Annotated in this window: 16 protein-coding genes and 2 rRNA genes (1 of these 18 running past the window's edge); 3 read left to right on the top strand and 15 right to left on the bottom strand. The window is 69.2% G+C overall.

The genetic code is table 11. The features are described 5' to 3' along the window. Positions 1-23: 23 nt before the first annotated feature. The 5 genes from OG753_RS24325 to OG753_RS24305 all read right to left on the bottom strand — a co-directional run bounded on the left by OG753_RS24325 (position 24) and on the right by OG753_RS24305 (position 5,765). Entirely contained in the window at positions 24-1,691 is a 1,668-nt protein-coding gene (locus tag OG753_RS24325; protein ID WP_327263811.1) for a bifunctional uroporphyrinogen-III C-methyltransferase/uroporphyrinogen-III synthase, read from the bottom strand. Further along, positions 1,688-2,656 carry a hydroxymethylbilane synthase gene (gene hemC, locus OG753_RS24320; RefSeq protein ID WP_327263810.1) on the bottom strand — a complete coding sequence of 323 codons (969 nt, stop codon included), beginning with the start codon at positions 2,654-2,656 and terminating at the stop codon, positions 1,688-1,690. Before hemC ends, OG753_RS24325 begins: the two co-directional genes overlap by 4 nt. After that, positions 2,653-4,410, bottom strand: coding sequence for a glutamyl-tRNA reductase (locus OG753_RS24315; RefSeq protein ID WP_405790118.1), 1,758 nt, complete (start codon positions 4,408-4,410; stop codon positions 2,653-2,655). The genes hemC and OG753_RS24315 overlap by 4 nt, the downstream gene beginning before the upstream one ends. Further along, the gene (locus OG753_RS24310) at positions 4,407-5,213 is read right to left on the bottom strand and encodes a redox-sensing transcriptional repressor Rex (protein ID WP_326588687.1); all 807 of its coding nucleotides are present in this window, start codon (positions 5,211-5,213) and stop codon (positions 4,407-4,409) included. Before OG753_RS24310 ends, OG753_RS24315 begins: the two co-directional genes overlap by 4 nt. A gap of 273 nt (positions 5,214-5,486) precedes the next feature. Next, the gene (locus tag OG753_RS24305) at positions 5,487-5,765 is read right to left on the bottom strand and encodes a glutaredoxin family protein (RefSeq protein ID WP_351302573.1); all 279 of its coding nucleotides are present in this window, start codon (positions 5,763-5,765) and stop codon (positions 5,487-5,489) included. 106 nt (positions 5,766-5,871) lie between these two features. Here OG753_RS24305 and OG753_RS24300 point away from each other — a divergent pair, with 106 nt between their 5' ends. From OG753_RS24300 to OG753_RS24290, 3 genes are all read left to right on the top strand, one after another. Next, a complete protein-coding gene (locus tag OG753_RS24300; RefSeq protein ID WP_327263807.1) occupies positions 5,872-6,846 on the top strand; it encodes an HAD-IB family hydrolase in 975 nt (324 codons plus the stop codon). Positions 6,847-7,206: 360 nt separating this feature from the next. Further along, complete coding sequence (locus OG753_RS24295) at positions 7,207-8,022, top strand: ECF subfamily RNA polymerase sigma factor, BldN family (protein WP_327263806.1); 816 nt, start codon at positions 7,207-7,209, stop codon at positions 8,020-8,022. Positions 8,023-8,250: 228 nt separating this feature from the next. Continuing rightward, positions 8,251-9,456 carry a DUF5667 domain-containing protein gene (locus OG753_RS24290; RefSeq protein ID WP_405790115.1) on the top strand — a complete coding sequence of 402 codons (1,206 nt, stop codon included), beginning with the start codon at positions 8,251-8,253 and terminating at the stop codon, positions 9,454-9,456. 52 nt (positions 9,457-9,508) lie between these two features. On the opposite strand, the gene OG753_RS24285 is transcribed toward OG753_RS24290, so the two are convergent. From OG753_RS24285 to OG753_RS24240, 10 genes are all read right to left on the bottom strand, one after another. Further along, a complete protein-coding gene (locus OG753_RS24285) occupies positions 9,509-10,501 on the bottom strand; it encodes a lysophospholipid acyltransferase family protein (protein WP_327263804.1) in 993 nt (330 codons plus the stop codon). Then, the gene (locus OG753_RS24280; RefSeq protein ID WP_327263803.1) at positions 10,501-11,586 is read right to left on the bottom strand and encodes an NAD-dependent epimerase/dehydratase family protein; all 1,086 of its coding nucleotides are present in this window, start codon (positions 11,584-11,586) and stop codon (positions 10,501-10,503) included. Before OG753_RS24280 ends, OG753_RS24285 begins: the two co-directional genes overlap by 1 nt. 95 nt (positions 11,587-11,681) lie before the next feature. Further along, positions 11,682-11,780 carry a 30S ribosomal protein bS22 gene (locus OG753_RS24275; protein WP_003948845.1) on the bottom strand — a complete coding sequence of 33 codons (99 nt, stop codon included), beginning with the start codon at positions 11,778-11,780 and terminating at the stop codon, positions 11,682-11,684. A 142-nt stretch (positions 11,781-11,922) separates the two neighbouring features. Beyond that, positions 11,923-12,132 carry a helix-turn-helix domain-containing protein gene (locus tag OG753_RS24270; protein WP_008738568.1) on the bottom strand — a complete coding sequence of 70 codons (210 nt, stop codon included), beginning with the start codon at positions 12,130-12,132 and terminating at the stop codon, positions 11,923-11,925. 114 nt (positions 12,133-12,246) lie between these two features. Continuing rightward, the gene (locus OG753_RS24265; RefSeq protein ID WP_327263802.1) at positions 12,247-13,077 is read right to left on the bottom strand and encodes a phosphatase; all 831 of its coding nucleotides are present in this window, start codon (positions 13,075-13,077) and stop codon (positions 12,247-12,249) included. A 93-nt stretch (positions 13,078-13,170) separates the two neighbouring features. Continuing rightward, positions 13,171-14,319, bottom strand: a complete 1,149-nt coding sequence (locus tag OG753_RS24260) for an acetoin utilization protein AcuC (protein ID WP_405792782.1) — start codon at positions 14,317-14,319, stop codon at positions 13,171-13,173. Continuing rightward, entirely contained in the window at positions 14,291-15,550 is a 1,260-nt protein-coding gene (locus OG753_RS24255; RefSeq protein WP_405790112.1) for an MFS transporter, read from the bottom strand. The genes OG753_RS24260 and OG753_RS24255 overlap by 29 nt, the downstream gene beginning before the upstream one ends. A 43-nt stretch (positions 15,551-15,593) precedes the next feature. Further along, on the bottom strand, positions 15,594-16,259 hold the full coding sequence (locus OG753_RS24250; protein WP_327263800.1) for an HAD family hydrolase: 666 nt from the start codon (positions 16,257-16,259) through the stop codon (positions 15,594-15,596). 175 nt (positions 16,260-16,434) lie between these two features. After that, positions 16,435-16,552: ribosomal RNA gene (gene rrf / locus OG753_RS24245) — 5S ribosomal RNA — on the bottom strand. A gap of 76 nt (positions 16,553-16,628) precedes the next feature. Continuing rightward, positions 16,629-19,420: ribosomal RNA gene (locus OG753_RS24240) — 23S ribosomal RNA — on the bottom strand (it continues 331 nt past the right edge of the window).

Raw genomic sequence — 19,420 nt, 5'->3', positions numbered from 1 at the left:
CCGGTCGAGCCGGCCTAAGCCGCTCACGTCGTACGACGACGACGCGCCCCCGGCCGGCGCTCGCTCGGCCGGAACACCGTCTCGCCGGCCTCCTTCGCCGCCTCGCGGCGCGCCGCACCGTACTCGGCGAGGGCCTCCGCCAGCTTCGACACCGACGGCTCCGGGGACAGCACGTCCACGCGCAGCCCGTGCTCCTCCGCCGTCTTGGCCGTCGCCGGCCCGATACAGGCGATGACGGTCACGTTGTGCGGCTTCCCGGCGATCCCGACCAGGTTGCGGACGGTCGACGAGGACGTGAAGAGAACGGCGTCGAAACCGCCGCCCTTGATCGCCTCGCGCGTGTCCGCCGGCGGCGGCGACGCGCGCACGGTCCGGTAGGCCGTGACGTCGTCGACCTCCCACCCGAGCTCGATCAGCCCGGCGACCAGCGTCTCGGTCGCGATGTCCGCCCGCGGCAGGAACACGCGGTCGATCGGGTCGAAGACCGGGTCGTACGGCGGCCAGTCCTCCAGCAGTCCGGCCGCGGACTGCTCACCGCTGGGCACGAGGTCCGGCTTCACGCCGAACTCCACGAGCGCGGCGGCGGTCTGCTCGCCCACCGCGGCGACCTTGATGCCCGCGAAGGCGCGCGCGTCGAGCCCGTACTCCTCGAACTTCTCGCGGACGGCCTTGACGGCGTTGACCGAGGTGAAGGCGATCCACTCGTAGCGGCCCGTCACCAGGCCCTTCACCGCGCGCTCCATCTGCTGCGGGGTGCGCGGCGGCTCCACGGCGATGGTCGGCACCTCGTGGGGCACCGCGCCGTAGGAACGCAGCTGGTCGGAGAGCGATGCCGCCTGCTCCTTGGTCCGCGGTACGAGGACCCGCCAGCCGAAGAGCGGCTTCGACTCGAACCAGGAGAGCTCCTCGCGGCGCGCGACGGCACTGTGCTCACCGACCACGGCTATGACGGGCCGGGCGCCCTCGGGCGAGGGGAGCACCTTGCCCTGCTTGAACACCTGGGCGATCGTGCCCAGCGTCGCGCACCAGGTCCGCTGGCGCGTGGTGGTGCCGGCGACGGTCACCGTCAGCGGGGTGTCGGGCTTGCGCCCGGCGCTCACCAGCTCGGCGGCGGCCGCCGAGACGGTCTCCAGCGTCGCGGAGACGACGAGGATGCCGTCGCTCGCGCCGACCTCGCTCCAGCAGCGCGCCGATGCGGTCCTCGCGTCGACGAACCGCACGTCCGCGCCCTGCTTGTCGCGCAGCGGGACACCGGCGTACGCGGGCACGCCCACCGCGGTCGCGACACCGGGCACCACCTCGAAGGGGATGCCGGCGGTGGCGCACACCAGCATCTCCTCGGCGGCGTTGCCGTCGAGCCCGGGGTCGCCCGTGACGGCACGCACGACCCGCCTGCCGGAGCGTGCGGCCTCCATGACAAGATTGGCCGCGTCCCGGATCACCGGGACCCCGGCGGCTGCTGACACTTCGTCAGCGACCGTCAGCTGCGGCGTGTCGACATTCGCGCGCGCATGCGTCCGTACGACCTCGAGCACATCGGGCTCTGCGATCAGTACGTCCGCGGCCGCGAGCGCCTCGACGGCGCGCAGCGTCAGCAGACCCGGGTCGCCGGGGCCGGCACCGAGGAAGGTGACGCGCCCGTGGGCGGCGACGGCCGGATAGGCGGAGGTGGTCGGAATTGAGGGGTTCAAAGCGATCGCTCCCCCATCAGACCGGCCGCGCCCTTGGCCAGCATCTCGTCCGCGAGTTCGCGGCCGAGCGCCATGGCCTCGTCGTACGACTGGGGCACGGGACCGGTGGTGGACAGCTGCACCAGCGTGGTTCCGTCGAGGGTTCCGACGACGCCGCGCAGGCGCATTTCATTGACAATCTCCCCGTCCGCCAGCAGATCGGCGAACGCGCCCACGGGTGCGCTGCAGCCTGCCTCCAGGGCGGCGAGCAGGGAACGCTCGGCGGTGACGGCGGCCCGGGTGTGCGGGTCGTCCAGTTCACCGAGCGCGGCGATGAGGTCCGTGTCGGACGCGAGGCACTCCACGGCCAGGGCGCCCTGGCCGGGAGCCGGCAGGACGCTGTCGACGGACAGCAGGTCGGTCGCCTCCACGCCGCGCCCGATCCGGTTCAGCCCGGCGGCCGCCAGGACGACGGCATCGAGCTCACCGTCGCGGACGAAGCCGATCCGGGTGTCGACGTTGCCGCGGATCGGCACCGTCTCGATCCGCTTGCCGAGCGACAGGGCCAGGTGGTTGAGCTGAGCGGTGCGCCGCGGCGACCCGGTACCGATCCGGGCACCGTCGGGCAGCTGCTCGAAGGTCAGACCGTCCCGGGCGACGAGCGCGTCCCGCGCGTCCTCGCGGCGCGGCATGGCCGCGATCACGAGGTCGTCGGGCTGCGCGGTCGGCAGGTCCTTCAGCGAGTGCACGGCGAAGTCGACCTCGCCGCGCAGCAGCGCGTCGCGCAGGGCCGTGACGAACACGCCCGTCCCGCCGATCTGCGAGAGGTGCTCGCGCGAGACGTCACCGAAGGTCGTGATCTCCACGAGCTCGACGGCCCGGCCGGTGACGGCCCGTACCGCGTCGGCGACGTGCCCCGACTGGGACATGGCCAGCTTGCTCCGCCGCGTACCGAGCCGCAGCGGCTGGTCGGGACGTGTGTTCATGATGCCCGTCCTGGGTCGTCGTCGTTCATCGGATCGGCCGCGTCCGCCCGGCTGACGGAAGCAACCGTCTGAGGGTCGAGGTCGAAGAGTTCGCGCAGCGCTTCCGCGTACCCGGCACCGCCGGGCTCGCTCGCGAGCTGCTTGACGCGCACGGTCGGCGCGTGGAGGAGCTTGTCCACGACGCGGCGCACGGTCTGGGTGACCTCGGCGCGCTGCCGTTCGTCGAGGTCGGGGACCCGCCCGTCGAGCCGCGCCACTTCCATGGCCACGACCTCGGCCGCCATGGCCCGCAGGGCGACGACGGTGGGCGTGATGTGCGCGGCCCGCTGCGCCGCCCCGAAGGCCGCGACTTCCTGGGCGACTATCCCGCGTACGGCATCGACGTCGGCCGCCATCGGGGCGTCGGCCGACGCCTCGGCGAGCGATTCGATGTCCACGAGCCGTACGCCCGGGATCCGGTGCACCGCCGCGTCGATGTCCCTGGGCATGGCCAGGTCGAGCAGCGCGAGGCGGACGGTGGTCGCCTGGGCCTGCGTACGGGTGCTGCGGCGCGGCTGCCGCTGCGCGGCGGCCTCGCCCTGGTCGGCCCAGGTCCCGTGCAGTTCGAGGGAGTTGGCGTCGACACCGGTCAGCGCGGCCCGCCCGTCGGGCCCGACGGGACAACCGTCGCCCTCCACGGGAGCGCTGATCGTCCGCGCGGCCCCGGCATCGGCGAGTCGGCCGCCGGCCTCGGTGGCTGCCACCAGCCGGGCGAGCACGTCGGTGTCCAGCCCGGCCGGCACCTGCACGGAACCGGCGGCGTCAGCCGAATCCAGCCCCGCCGGCAATTGAGGCGCGGGGGGCCGGGGGCGGAACCCCTGGGAGGCCTGGGGCGCAGCCCCGGCCTCTCCCTGCTCGGCCGGCGCGAGCCCACCGGCGCCCCAGGAGACGGCGTCGAGCACGTCGTCGGCGGTCAGCACGAGCCCGGTCGCACCGGTGCACGAGACGACCACGTCGACTCGTGTCAGCTCATCGGCCACCCGGGCCATCGGCACGGCCACGGCCGAGACCCCGGTGCCCGAGGCAACCAGAATCTCCGCCAGCCGCTCCGCGCGGTCGGCGGTCCGGTTCGCCACGACGATCTCGGCGACCCCGACCCGCGCCAGCGTCGCCGCGGCCAGCGAGGACATCGACCCGGCGCCGATGACCAGCGCCCGCTTGCCCGCGGCCCACTCGTTCACGGGCGTCCGCACGGCGAGCTGCTCCAGCCCGAAGGTCACCAGCGACTGACCGGCCCGGTCGATCCCGGTCTCGGAGTGCGCCCGCTTGCCGACCCGCAGTGCCTGCTGGAACAGATCGTTGAGCAGCCGGCCGGCGGTGTGGAGCTCCTGCCCCAGCGCCAGCGCGTCCTTGATCTGGCCGAGGATCTGCCCCTCGCCGACGACCATCGAGTCCAGCCCGCACGCCACCGAGAACAGGTGGTGCACCGCCCGGTCCTCGTAGTGCACGTACAGGTAGGGGGTGAGCTCCTCCAGCGCGACGCCGCTGTGCTGCGCGAGCAGCGTGGACAGCTCGGCGACGCCGGCGTGGAACTTGTCCACGTCCGCGTACAGCTCGATCCGGTTGCAGGTGGCCAGCACGGTCGCCTCGGTCGCCGGTTCGGCGGCGAGGGTGTCGTGCAGCAGCTTCACCTTGGCATCGGCGGACAGCGAGGCCCGCTCCAGCACGCTCACGGGTGCGCTGCGGTGGCTCAGCCCTACGACGAGCAGACTCATGCCGGCATCACCGCCGGCACGTCGCCCTCGGGCCCGCCCTTGCGCTGCTCGGCCGTGGTCCGCCCGGCCGGCGGCACCACGGCCGCAGCGGGTGCGGCGCCGCCCACAGAGGAGCCGCCGGCGGCAGCGGCGGCCGCTTCCTCGCCGGCCTTGCGCTGCTCGTGGAAGGCGAGGATCTGGAGCTCGATGGAGAGGTCGACCTTGCGCACGTCCACGCCCTCGGGCACGGACAGCACGGTGGGGGCGAAGTTCAGGATGGAGGTGACACCGGCCGCGATCAGCCGCTCGCTGACCTGCTGGGCCGCTCCGGCGGGCGTCGCGATGACACCGATCGAGACGCCGTTCTCCTCGATGATCTTCTCCAGATCATCGGTGTGCTGCACGGACATGCCGGCGACCGGCTTGCCGGCCATCGCCGGGTCCGCGTCGATCAGCGCGGCCACGCGGAACCCGCGCGCGGAGAAACCGCCGTAGTTGGCGAGCGCGGCGCCGAGGTTACCGATTCCGACGATGACAACCGGCCAGTCCTGGGTCAGGCCGAGTTCGCGGGAGATCTGGTAGACGAGGTACTCGACGTCGTAGCCGACGCCGCGGGTGCCGTAGGAACCCAGGTACGAGAAGTCCTTGCGCAGCTTCGCGGAGTTGACTCCGGCGGCGGCCGCGAGCTCCTCGGAGGACACCGTGGGCACCGATCGCTCGGAGAGCGCGGTGAGGGCACGCAAGTACAGCGGAAGCCGGGCGACAGTGGCCTCGGGAATACCTCGGCTGCGGGTCGCCGGTCGGTGAGTTCGGCCAGTTGCCACGATGCTCCTGCGGGATGAGCGGGGCTGCAGGCGGCCACTTGTCCCAGGACCGCCCCGTCGACAGCAGGCTATGCCTTTGTGAACGCGTGCACAAAGATTGTGTCCGCTTTGTCCGACCAAAGTGACCGGGGTCACGCGGTTTCGGCACGCAAAGCCGGAACCAACGGCACGCCGAACCCGTTCAAATCCCAAAGGGGGCAAAACCGTGCACACTCCTCACAGATACGCCCCCGAGACCCCATAAATCGCCCATGATGATAACCGGGAAGAGGGTCAGGCCTCCAACGCCCGCCGGAGCCGGTCGGGGTTCACCCTCCAGAAGGTGTGCTGTTCGCCGTCCACGAGCACGACCGGAATCTGCTCCCAGTGCAGCCGGTAGAGCTCCTCATCCTGGGAGATGTCCTTCTTCTCCCACTGTGCACCGGTCTCGGCGCACACCTTCGCGACCACCTCCTCCGCTTCGTCGCACAGATGGCACCCCGGCTTCCCGATGAGCGTCACCATCCGCTCCCCGGGACGCTTCTTCTCCTTGCGGCGCAACAAAGGGCTCATGCCGCCATTCTCCCGCGCCCTCGCGTAACAGCAGCGCCCCGAAGAGTTCACGCCTCCGCATCCCATCGGTTCGGGAACTCCCGAACACAGTGGCTATGCTCGCGTCATGGCCGCTCTCGGATGGCTCCCCCCTCGTCGGCGCTCCGCCACCGCACGCAGCGTGCTGGCGGGCGAGGCCTCGGCCGAGGCCGCCCGCAAGACCGCTCTGGCCGAGGCCCCACCGCTCACCGAGCCCGAAACGGAACCCTCGGCCCGCATCGAGGAGGGCCCGGAGGCTCCCCCGGAGGAGCCCGTCTTCCCGGTCGCCGGCGACGATCTCGCCGCCGCCTTCTTCGACCTCGACAACACCGTCATGCAGGGCGCCGCGATCTTCCACTTCGGCCGCGGCCTCTACAAGCGCGAGTTCTTCCGGCGCCGCGAGCTCGCCCGCTTCGCCTGGCAGCAGGCCTGGTTCCGGCTCGCCGGGGTCGAGGACCCCGAGCACATGCAGGACGCCCGCGACAGCGCCCTGTCCATCGTCAAGGGCCACAAGGTCTCCGAGCTGATGTCGATCGGCGAGGAGATCTACGACGAGTACATGGCCGAGCGGATCTGGCCGGGCACCCGCGCCCTGGCCCAGGCCCACCTCGACGCCGGCCAGAAGGTGTGGCTGGTGACGGCCGCCCCCGTGGAAACGGCCACGATCATCGCCCGCCGCCTCGGCCTGACCGGGGCCCTGGGCACCGTCGCCGAGTCCGTCGACGGGGTCTACACCGGCCGCCTGGTCGGCGAGCCGCTGCACGGCCCCGCGAAGGCGGAGGCGGTCCGCGCCCTGGCGGCCGCGGAAGGACTCGATCTCGAACGCTGCGCCGCGTACAGCGATTCGCACAACGACATCCCGATGCTGTCACTGGTCGGACATCCGTACGCGATCAATCCCGACACAAAACTGCGCAAGCATGCCCGGACCAACGACTGGCGGCTGCGCGACTATCGGACCGGCCGGAAGGCCGTGAAGGTCGGCGTCCCGGCGGCCGCCGGAGTCGGCGCGATCGCGGGCGGCGCCGCCGCCGCCATCGCCCTGCACCGCCGCAGGAAGTAACAACACCAGGCCCGGGGCCCGTACGCCCCGGGCCCACCCAGGCCGGATCCCGGCCACCGGCATTCCCTCACCCCTACCCGCGCCCCCGGCGCGGCACTCCGGCATGCCCGACTCGGTCGCGAGCCCCCTTGGAAGCGTCCATTCCGCGTATCCAAGCGATCAAGAATCGATCACCATCTGCGACTGAATATGCCCTCGACACGCAACGGAAGTGTCGGAACCGGTGATTTGGGCAACTGGGTGTAGCACTGCCTGTACGAAGCGTTATTCTCCTCAAACGCATGCCACCGGCCATCTGTCGCCACGACGGGTGAACGGTTCCGCACTGCACGTGATGGAAGCTCTGCCTCTGGGAGTCCCGTGTACCCACCTGTCGGGGTTGACGCCTCGGGCCTGGCTCAGCTGCGCGCAACGGTCCTCGACCACCTGCGCGGCTTCGTCCCCACCGCCGCGTACGCCGCCCCCGCCTTCGCCGCCGCAGTCCCTGCCGGCCTCGGCCCGGCCGGTCCTTGCTATGCCCTGACCGACGGCGGCGCGACGGTGGGCAGACGAGGTCGCGCCGCCGGTGGCTCGAACGCCGCCGGCACCGGGACCCAGGCCACGCACCGCCGCCCCACGGCGGACAGCGACCAGGCCCGCATGATGGATCTGGTCGAACGTGCACAGGCGGGCGAGGCCGACGCCTTCGGCCGCCTCTACGACCAGTACAGCGACACGGTCTACCGGTACATCTACTACCGCGTCGGCGGCAAGGCGACCGCGGAGGACCTCACCAGCGAGACCTTCCTGCGCGCCCTGCGCCGGATCTCCACCTTCACCTGGCAGGGGCGCGACTTCGGCGCCTGGCTGGTGACGATCGCCCGCAACCTGGTGGCGGACCACTTCAAGTCCAGCCGCTTCCGGCTGGAGGTCACCACCGGCGAGATGCTCGACGCGAACGAGGTCGAGCGCAGCCCCGAGGACTCCGTCCTGGAGTCCCTCTCCAACGCGGCCCTGCTGGAGGCCGTGCGCAAGCTCAATCCGCAGCAGCAGGAGTGCGTGACCCTGCGCTTCCTGCAGGGCCTCTCGGTCGCCGAGACGGCCCGGGTGATGGGGAAGAACGAGGGCGCCATCAAGACCCTCCAGTACCGGGCGGTCCGCACACTGGCCCGCCTCCTCCCCGAAGACGCCCGCTGACCCTCCGACACCAGACAACCTCACATTCGGTGACCCCTCGATGACGCTGTGGTCAGATCATCCTTCGTCCGTAACCCAAGTGCCGCGACGCTCGTTGTGCGGAATGCAGGCTCCCTGTGGACACGCTTTGCCGAAAGCCGCTCACCCGAAAGTGTGGATGTGCTCAAGGAAGGCAACCTTCCGGACACCTTGGGGAGTCGATCGTCATGACGAGAGGAGGTGCCGCCAGTGATCGCGAACGTGACCCCGCACCGGCGGGCGAACGCCTTCGCCCAGGCCCTGGAGGATCGGACCCAGTCCGACCCTTCGGAACCGGACTCGGCGGCCGAGCAGTCCGAGGCGCCTGCCGAACCTGCCGACCACGACCGGTTGTTGGCCCTGGCGAGCGTGCTCGGCGAAAGAATGCCGCGCCCAGTGCTGGACCCCGAGGTCAAAGTGGTGCAACGAGCCCAGCTCATTGCCGCCATGGAGACCATGGTGCTGGAGGAGAGGGCGGGGGGCAGTGCCGCCTCGGACCCTCTGGTGCCCGAACAGCGGACCGGCCGCGGCGCCCACCGGGCGACCCCGCTCCGGAAATTGCGGCCCCGCTCCCGCTGGTCCAAGGGCATCGCAGCGGGCGGCCTCACCGTGGGTGTGGCCGCAGGGGCCTTCAGCGGAGTGGCCGCTGCCAGTTCCGACGCCCTGCCCGGTGACCACCTCTACCCCGTGAAGCGGGGCATGGAGGACCTGAAGCTGGGGATGGCCGACGACGACGCGGACCGGGGCGAGCTCTATCTCGACCAGGCCTCCAACCGTCTGTCGGAAGCCCGCAGGCTGATGGAACGGGGCCGGCTGGGCGACCTGGACCACGAGTCCCTGGGCGCGATCCGCCGGGCACTGGCGGGCGTGAAGCACGACGCGGAGGCAGGCCACCGCCTCCTCCAGGCCGCGTACGAACGGGACGGCTCGCTCGGCCCGATCCAGAAGCTGTCGTCGTTCTCCCGCTCCCACCGCGACGCGTGGGGCAAGCTCCGCGAGAAGCTCCCGGCACAGCTCACGGACGTGGGCGGTGAGGTGGAGTCGGTCTTCCAGGCCATAGACGATGACGTGGCGCCGCTCCAGAGCCTGCTCCCCAAGCCACCGGAGCAGCCCCGCGGCACCGGCAGCACCCCCGGCTCGTCCGCCAAGCCGGGAACGCCCAGCGGCACACAGCAGTCCACCCCCGCCGCGGGCACGCCTTCCGGCAGCCCCACGGCGCCGTCCCCCTCGGGCAGCAGCCGGCCCCCCGCCGGCGGCCTCCTGGGCGGTACGGGCGACCTGCTCAACCCGCCCGCGGGTCAGTCGGGGCCGCCCACCTCGGGCACGCCGGAGGACCCCAAGCCGGACATCACCATCCCGCCCCTGCTCCCGGGGCTCCTCCCGGGCCTGGGCCTGGGCGCGGAGGACGCAGAGTAGGAAAAGGGCGGGGCCGCCGCGGCGGCCCCGCCCTTTCCGCTTCGACGGCCCGTCAGAAGAACACCGACCGCCGCTGCACCAGCAGCTTGTAGAGCGTGTGCTGGATCTGCTCCCGCACCTGGTCCGTCAGGTTGAACATCAGCATCGGGTCCTCCGCCGCCTCCGCGGCATACCCGTCCGTCGGGATGGGCTCACCGAACTGGATCGTCCACTTCGTCGGCAACGGCACCGCACCCAGCGGCCCCAGCCACGGGAACGTCGGCGTGATCGGGAAGTACGGGACCCCCAGCAGCCGCGCCAGCGTCTTCGCGTTGCCGACCATGGGGTAGATCTCCTCCGCCCCCACGATCGAGCACGGCACGATCGGCGTCCCCGCCCGCAGCGCCGTCGACACGAACCCGCCCCGACCGAACCGCTGCAGCTTGTACCGGTCCCCGAACGGCTTCCCTATCCCCTTGAAGCCCTCCGGCATCACACCGACCAGCTCCCCGGCCTCCAGCAGCCGCTGCGCGTCCTCCGCGCACGCCAGGGTGTGCCCCGCCTTGCGGGCCAGCTCGTTGACCACCGGCAGCATGAAGACCAGGTCCGCCGCCAGCAGCCGCAGGTGCCGCTCCGCCGGGTGGCGGTCGTGCACGGCGACCTGGAGCATCAGCCCGTCCAGCGGCAGCGTCCCGGAGTGGTTCGCCACGATCAGCGCGCCGCCCTCCGCCGGGATGTTCTCGATCCCCTTGACCTCGACCCGGAAGTACTTGTCGTACAGCGGCCGCATCAGGGACATCAGGACCTGGTCCGTCAGTTCCTTGTCGTAGCCGAAGTCGTCGACCTCGTAGTCGCCGGTGATCCGCCGCCGCAGGAACGCCAGTCCGCCGGCGATCCGCCGGTCCCAGCCGTCGCCGGGCGCCGCGTCCGGAGCGGGCGCGGGGGCGGGCTCGGGAGCGGCCCGCTCCTCCACCACCGGCTCGGCAGCGGGCACCGCGCGCACCCGGCGGGGGATCCGCCGCCGCGGCCGGTCCTCGCCGAACGGAATGACCTTGGCGTCCGCCACTATCGCTTCGCTCCTTCAGCCGCGTAGGCGTCGTCCTTGAGCCCGTCGAGCCCGTCTGCATTCAGCATGGCCGCCACCCGGTCCACGGCCCGTCCGACCCGCTCCGGAGGCAGCAGCCCGCTCCCCCGGCTCCGCGCGAAGTCCGCGAACGTCTCGGCGGTCGTGTAGAGCGGCTCGAAGCCGAGCACCTCGCGCATCTGCGTGGTCTCCACGACCCGGCCATGGGTGAGAAGCCTTATCTGCTCCGGCGAGAAGTCGGTGGCCCCGACCGCCCGCAGCGCGGAGCCCACCCAGTTGAGCGCGGGCAGCAGCAGCGGCAGCGTGGGCCGCCCCAGCCGCCGCGAGCACTGCGACAGCAGCAGGACGCCGTCGCCCGCGATGTTGAAGGTCCCGCTGTTCAGCGTCCCGCGCCTGGGCTCCTGCGCCGCCAGCCGCAGCACTTCGAGGACGTCGTCCTCGTGCACGAACTGCAGCCGCGGGTCGTACCCCAGCACGGTCGGCATCACGGGGATCGAGAAGTACTCGGCGAGCGCCGAGTCGGCGTAGGGCCCCAGGATGTTGGCGAACCGCAGGACGCAGACCGCGACGTCCGGCCGTCTGCGCGCGAAGCCCCGTACGTACCCCTCGACCTCGGCGGCGTCCTTCGCGAAGCCGCCCGCCGGCAGCGATTTGGGCTCCGTGGTCTCGGTGAAGACGGCCGGGTCCCGGGGCGTGCCCCCGTAGACGCTGGTGCTCGACTTCACCACGAGCCGCCGTACCGTCGGCGACTTCTGGCAGGCTCCGAGGAGCTGCATGGTGCCGATGACGTTCGTTTCCTTGACGGTGCTGTGCGCGCCGCCCGTGCCCGCGCTGCCCCCGGTGACCGCCAGATGCACCACCGTGTCCACGGCGTGCTCGGCCAGCACTCTGGCAATCGCCGACTGTCTGATGTCCGTACGGACGAACTCCGCCGATCCCAGCCGGTGCGGCGGTGTCACCGCGTCCACCGCGATCACGCGCTCGACGTCCGGGTCACGCTGGATCCGGCGCACGAAGCGACCGCCCAACTGCCGGGCTGCCCCGGTGACGAGTACGACCTTCCCCACGAGCTCAGCGCCTCCCTCGAAGAAGTCCCCCGGCTGCACCGCAGCCCCTCCACCAGAATGGTGGAGGGGCTGCGGAGAACACGTACAGCTGCCGTTTACTTCTTGTTACGGCGCTGGACGCGGGTGCGCTTGAGCAGCTTGCGGTGCTTCTTCTTAGCCATCCGCTTGCGCCGCTTCTTGATAACAGAGCCCACGACTACCCTCGCTCACTTCTCTTCACTGGTGCGGGGCGTCTGGGCCCACACGACCTACGTCGGCCTAGCCTACCCGCCCGAGCTCTGAGCTTGTAATCCGAGCGCTTCCGCGTCGTAGCCAGGGGCGTCCCGAGCCTCAGTCTCAGGCCGACTCCACCCCCACATAGGACTCTCGGAGGTACTCGTGGACCGCGTTCTCGGGGACCCGGAAGGACCGGCCCACCCGGATTGCGGGCAGATGACCGTTGTGCACCAGCCGGTACACGGTCATCTTCGACACTCGCATCACCGAGGCGACCTCCGCCACGGTCAGGAACTGAACCTCACTGAGAGGCCTCTCGCCAGCAGCCATGACACACCTTGACCTTCCGCGCATGACGGGCACCGGCTTCCCCTCCGGTTACTCCTCGTCGTCGCACGCTCACTCCCCAGAGTAGGGGCGCGTGATACGAGTGGGGAAGAGGAGCTACGGCCACTCCTGCCGCCCCGTCAGACTCGCGCGGCCGAGCACGTACCTCGTAAGCGGTCGGTAGTAGTCCGCTCGCACCGCGTCATCCAGTGGAACGGCCACCGATACCCGCCCCTCGGCCTCCCCGACGAACAGCGCGGGATCGTCCGTATCCGCCAGCCCGATCGCGTCCACACCCAGCTGACCTGCGCCGCAGACCCACCCGTGGTCGCCCACCACCAGCTCCGGCAGCGGCCCGCCGGCCTCCGCGAGGGCCCCCAGCGCCACCCGGACCGGCAGGGGCGAATGGGTGTGCACGCCGGTCGCACTCCCGGGCAACCGCACGCCGGGTTCCCGCACCAGTGCGACCCCCCGTACGTATTCGATGGTGTGCGTGCGTACGCCGAACCGCGTCGTCATGTCGACACTCACCCCCTGCGCAGGGGTGAGGACAACACATCCCGCCGCCGACAACGCCTCGGCCAAACCGGCGTAGAAGCCCAGGAGCCGATGTGGATGGCCCGTCCCGAACAACACGGGCGACCGGGCCCTCGCCGCCTCGCACAGGCGCCCCGCGAAGGCCTCCAGCGCGGCCACCGTCCGCTCCGGGTCGATCACGTCCGGCCCACTGACGTGCGCCGGATCGGCCGAGACCCCGCACTTGTCCGCCATCAGCCTCAGCAGATCACCCTCGCCCCAGCCCCACTCCGGATCCAGCCCCAGCATCACCCGCGGATCCCGCGCCGCGAACAGCCGGTAACTGCGCAGGCTCTCCTCCCGGGAGGTGGCGACGGACCCGGCCAACCGGGCGGCCAGCAGATGCGCACGCAGCGCGCCGGTGCTCAACACCCTCCGATGCTGCCGCAACCCATCTGGCGGTTCATCAATTCCGGCGAACAGCCCCACAGTTGGCGTAACGATGCATCTGATCCGGCCGAGCGGTCAGGCCAGCATGCCGCGCAGCGGGAACACCGCCCGACGGGTGGCCAGAACGGCCTGATCCGTCCGGTCCGCCGGGTCGTAGCCCGCCTCCCAGTCCGGCCACGACGGGCTCCGCCCGTCCGTCATCCGCGCCGGCGCCAACTGCCGCGTCCGCGCGTACACCTCGTCCCGCCACGCAGCCGGGACCGCCGCCTGCGGATCCACCGGCCGGTGCGCAGCGATCCCCACCAGGTGCGTCCACGACCGCGGCACGACGTCCACCACCGCGTACCCGCCGCCGCCCAGCGCCAGCCACTTCCCGTCCGCGTACTCGTGCGCGAGCCGGTGACACGCCTCCTGGACGACCCGCTGGGCGTCCAGCGAGACCGCCAGGTGCGCGAGCGGGTCCTCGAAGTGCGTATCGGCCCCGTGCTGCGTCACCAGCACCTGCGGCCGGAAGTCCGCCAGCAGCTCCGGCACGACCGCGTGGAAGGCCCGCAGCCACCCCTCGTCCCCGGTCCCGGCGGGCAGCGCGATGTTCACCGCCGACCCCTCCGCCCCCGGCCCACCGGTCTCCTCGGGCCAGCCCGTCTGCGGGAACAGCGTCCGCGGATGCTCGTGCAGGGAGATGGTCAGCACCCGCGGGTCGTCCCAGAACGCCGCCTGCACGCCGTCCCCGTGGTGGACGTCCACATCCACGTACGCGACCCGCTCGGCCCCCAGCTCCAGCAGACGCGCCACGGCCAGCGACGCGTCGTTGTACACACAGAAGCCGGCCGCACCGCCCGGCATGGCGTGGTGCAGCCCGCCGGCGAAGTTCACGGCGTGCTCGGCCTCACCGTTCCAGAGCGCCTCCGCGCCCGCCACGGACTGCCCGGCGATCAGAGCGGACGCCTCGTGCATCCCGTGGAAGGCCGGATCGTCCATGGTCCCCAGCCCGTACGAACCGTCCGCGGCGCCCGGGTCGGCGGACACCTCGCGCACCGCGTCGACGTAGTCCTGCCGGTGGACCAGCCGCAGCGTCGAGTCCCCGGCCACGGGGGCCGCCCGCACCTCCATCGCCCGGTCCAGCCCGAAGGCGCGCACCAGGCCCATGGTCAGCGCCAGGCGCACCGGGTCCATCGGATGGCTCGGTCCGAAGTCATACCTCGTTACCGCCTCGTCCCACATCAACAGCCCGGTCACCGGCTCGCCGCTCATGGCGGACACCGTATCGGGCGCCCTCCGAGCCGAACGAACGGGCATGGAACAAGGTCACCAGGACCAGCAGCATCGGCACCAGCATCGCGCCCCGGTAGCTCCAGGCATCGCCGAGCGCCCCGACGAGCGGCGACCCGATCAGGAAGCCGACGTAGTTGAAGATGTTGAGCCGGGCGACAGCCGTGTCGGACGCCCCGGGGAACAGCCTCCCGGCGGCCGCGAAGGTCTGCGGCACGATCACGCACAGCCCGATCCCCAGCAGCGTGAATCCGAGCATCCCCACCCACGCCCCCGGCGCCACGGCCACCACCGCGAACCCGCCGGCCGCCACCAGCGTCCCGCCCCGCACCACGGCCACCGCCCCGAAGCGCCGCACACCCAGGTCCCCGACGGCCCGCCCGACGAGCGTGGTCACCATGTAGACGTTGTAGGGGACGGTCGCCATCTGCTCCGAGCTCCCGAGCACGTCCTGGAGGTACTTGGCACTCCAGTTCGCCACCGTCGAGTCACCGATGTACGCGCACGCCATCACCAGGCACAGCGGCAGCAGCAGCTTGAACCCGCCGCTGCCCAGTCCCTTCCCGGCGGCCTTCTCCGCGGCCGCCCCCGCGCCCGGACCCGTCACCGTGACCGTCTCCGGCGCGTCGACGTAGCGCCGGCTCCCCAGCAGCGCGAGCGGCAACAGCACGACCACGGCCGGCAGATAGCTGACGAACAGGTCCAGCTTCCAGTGCGCCCCCGCCCACGCGGCCGACGCCCCCAGGATCCCGCCGAAGCTGTACGCGGCGTGGAAGCCCAGCATGATGCTGCGCCCGTACGCCCGCTGCAGGCTCACCCCGAGCATGTTCATCGAGGCGTCCAGCGCACCCACCGACAGCCCGAACACCCCCAGGGCGAGGGCCACGTGCCACATCCGGCCGCCGGCGCCGACACCCAGCAGGGACAACAGCACCAGCGGCTGCGCCCACCGCAGTACGACGCTGGGCGCGACCCGCTTCACCAGGTGCTCGGTGGCCACGCTCGACGCCCCCGCGAGGACCGGCACGGCCGCGAGGAAGGCGGGCAGCAGGCCGTCGGATATCCCGTACCGGTCCTGGATGGCCGGGATCCGCGTCACGAGCAGCGCGAAGGCAACGCCTTGCACGAAGAAACTGAACCCCAGAGCGCCCCGGCCACGCCGAAGCCGCACATCATCCGTCATGGCGGGTCAGCGTAGGGCCACGGGCTACCCGTGGGTAGAGAGATCACATACCCAGTCCGGCCTCCAGCCCGAGCAGTCCGTTGAGCTGCTTCATGTCACCGAAGTGCCCGGTGGCCCCGGGGAGCCGGTCGGCGGGCAGCATCGCCGTGAACGCGTACACGTCCATGCCCGCGGCGACGGCGGCCTGGATACCGAGCGGACTGTCCTCGATGACCACGCAACGGGCGGGCTCCACGCCCATCTGCCGCGCCGCGTGCAGGTACAGGTCGGGAGAGGGCTTGCCCTGGCCGACGTCCTGCGCGCTGAAGATCCACTCTTCCTCGAACCACCCGTCGAGCCCGGCCACCCGATGTCCGACCCGGATCCGCTCGTGCGTCCCGGAGGAGGCCAGGCAGTAGGCGACCCCTTGCGCGGTCAGCGCCCCCAGCACCTCCTCCACGCCGGGTACGGGCTTCAGCTCCTGCTCGAACGCGGCGACGGTCCGCGCGTGCAGCGTCTCGTCGAAGTCGGCCGGCAGCCGCTCCCCGGTCCGCTCCTGGACGAGGTCGTGCACGCGGTGCACGGCGGACCCCATGTAGTCGCGGACCGACTCCTCGTAGGTGGTCGGGTGCCCCAGCTCGGTCAGATACCCGGCGAGGGTGCTGTTGGCGAGCGGCTCGCTGTCCACCAGCACGCCGTCGTTGTCGAAGATGACGAGGTCGTAGCCCATACCCCCACAGTACGAACTAAAGGGACGCAAGGCCCGCTCCGCCGGGCCGCGGACGACGCATCACCGGCCTGCTGCGGCCATTCGGACGACAGCCCTGCGGCGCGGGCCGGCACGATCGGGCCGTAAACGCAGAAAAGCCCCGCACCATAAGGTGCGGGGCTTTCCCACAATGATTGTTCGGCGGCGTCCTACTCTCCCACAGGGTCCCCCCTGCAGTACCATCGGCGCTGAAAGGCTTAGCTTCCGGGTTCGGAATGTAAACCGGGCGTTTCCCTAACGCTATGACCACCGAAACACTATGAAATTTGAACGCTGGTGTTTTCACAGCTGTTCGTTATTTCAGAACTAACACAGTGGACGCGAGCAACTGAGGACAAGCCCTCGGCCTATTAGTACCAGTCAGCTTCACCCGTTACCGGGCTTCCACATCTGGCCTATCAACCCAGTCGTCTACTGGGAGCCTTACCCTCTCAAGGAGGTGGGAATACTCATCTTGAAGCAGGCTTCCCGCTTAGATGCTTTCAGCGGTTATCCCTCCCGAACGTAGCCAACCAGCCATGCCCTTGGCAGGACAACTGGCACACCAGAGGTTCGTCCGTCCCGGTCCTCTCGTACTAGGGACAGCCCTTCTCAATATTCCTACGCGCACAGCGGATAGGGACCGAACTGTCTCACGACGTTCTAAACCCAGCTCGCGTACCGCTTTAATGGGCGAACAGCCCAACCCTTGGGACCGACTCCAGCCCCAGGATGCGACGAGCCGACATCGAGGTGCCAAACCATCCCGTCGATATGGACTCTTGGGGAAGATCAGCCTGTTATCCCCGGGGTACCTTTTATCCGTTGAGCGACGGCGCTTCCACAAGCCACCGCCGGATCACTAGTCCCGACTTTCGTCCCTGCTCGACCCGTCGGTCTCACAGTCAAGCTCCCTTGTGCACTTACACTCAACACCTGATTGCCAACCAGGCTGAGGGAACCTTTGGGCGCCTCCGTTACCCTTTGGGAGGCAACCGCCCCAGTTAAACTACCCATCAGACACTGTCCCTGATCCGGATCACGGACCGAGGTTAGACATCCAGCACGACCAGAGTGGTATTTCAACGGCGACTCCACAACCACTGGCGTGGCTGCTTCAAAGTCTCCCACCTATCCTACACAAGCCGAACCGAACACCAATATCAAACTGTAGTAAAGGTCCCGGGGTCTTTCCGTCCTGCTGCGCGAAACGAGCATCTTTACTCGTAGTGCAATTTCACCGGGCCTATGGTTGAGACAGTCGAGAAGTCGTTACGCCATTCGTGCAGGTCGGAACTTACCCGACAAGGAATTTCGCTACCTTAGGATGGTTATAGTTACCACCGCCGTTTACTGGCGCTTAAGTTCTCAGCTTCGCAACCCCGAAAGGCCACTAACCGGTCCCCTTAACGTTCCAGCACCGGGCAGGCGTCAGTCCGTATACATCGCCTTACGGCTTCGCACGGACCTGTGTTTTTAGTAAACAGTCGCTTCTCGCTGGTCTCTGCGGCCACCCCCAGCTCACGGAGCAAGTCCGATCACCAGTGATGGCCCCCCTTCTCCCGAAGTTACGGGGGCATTTTGCCGAGTTCCTTAACCATAGTTCACCCGAACGCCTCGGTATTCTCTACCTGACCACCTGAGTCGGTTTAGGGTACGGGCCGCCATGAAACTCGCTAGAGGCTTTTCTCGACAGCATAGGATCATCCACTTCACCACAATCGGCTCGGCATCAGGTCTCAGCCTTAATGAGGGACGGATTTGCCTACCCCTCGGCCTACACCCTTACCCCGGGACTACCACCGCCCGGGCTGGACTACCTTCCTGCGTCACCCCATCGCTTACCTACTACCACCTTGGGTCAGCGGCTCCACCACTTTCCTTTCCCCGAAGGGTCCGGAACGGCTTCACGGCTTTAGCATTAGAGGATTCGATATTGGGCGTTTCAAAGCGGGTACCGGAATATCAACCGGTTGTCCATCGACTACGCCTGTCGGCCTCGCCTTAGGTCCCGACTTACCCTGGGCAGATCAGCTTGACCCAGGAACCCTTAGTCAATCGGCGCACACGTTTCTCACGTGTGTATCGCTACTCATGCCTGCATTCTCACTCGTGAACCGTCCACAACTAGCTTCCGCTGCTGCTTCACCCGGCACACGACGCTCCCCTACCCATCACAGCGGGCGTTGGCCCTATTGCTGCAATGACACGACTTCGGCGGTACGCTTGAGCCCCGCTACATTGTCGGCGCGGAATCACTTGACCAGTGAGCTATTACGCACTCTTTCAAGGGTGGCTGCTTCTAAGCCAACCTCCTGGTTGTCTCTGCGACTCCACATCCTTTCCCACTTAGCGTACGCTTAGGGGCCTTAGTCGATGCTCTGGGCTGTTTCCCTCTCGACCATGGAGCTTATCCCCCACAGTCTCACTGCCGTGCTCTCACTTACCGGCATTCGGAGTTTGGCTAAGGTCAGTAACCCGGTAGGGCCCATCGCCTATCCAGTGCTCTACCTCCGGCAAGAAACACACGACGCTGCACCTAAATGCATTTCGGGGAGAACCAGCTATCACGGAGTTTGATTGGCCTTTCACCCCTAACCACAGGTCATCCCCCAGGTTTTCAACCCTGGTGGGTTCGGTCCTCCACGAAGTCTTACCTCCGCTTCAACCTGCCCATGGCTAGATCACTCCGCTTCGGGTCTAGAGCGTGCAACTCAATCGCCCTATTCGGACTCGCTTTCGCTACGGCTTCCCCACACGGGTTAACCTCGCTACACACCGCTAACTCGCAGGCTCATTCTTCAAAAGGCACGCAGTCACGACCGTTGTTCCGAAGAACAACGGCGACGCTCCCACGGCTTGTAGGCACACGGTTTCAGGTACTATTTCACTCCGCTCCCGCGGTACTTTTCACCATTCCCTCACGGTACTATCCGCTATCGGTCACCAGGGAATATTTAGGCTTAGCGGGTGGTCCCGCCAGATTCACACGGGATTTCTCGGGCCCCGTGCTACTTGGGAGATTCTTAAGCAAGCCGCTGATGTTTCGTCTACGGGGGTCTTACCCTCTACGCCGGACCTTTCGCATGTCCTTCGACTACATCAACGGTTTCTGACTCGCCGACCGGCCGGCAGACCGATCA

The organism is Streptomyces sp. NBC_00029 (genome assembly GCF_045160505.1).
GTDB lineage: Bacteria > Actinomycetota > Actinomycetes > Streptomycetales > Streptomycetaceae > Streptomyces.
Note: the sequence above shows the minus strand (reverse complement) of the source record. Positions and strands in the feature narration are given on the sequence as shown.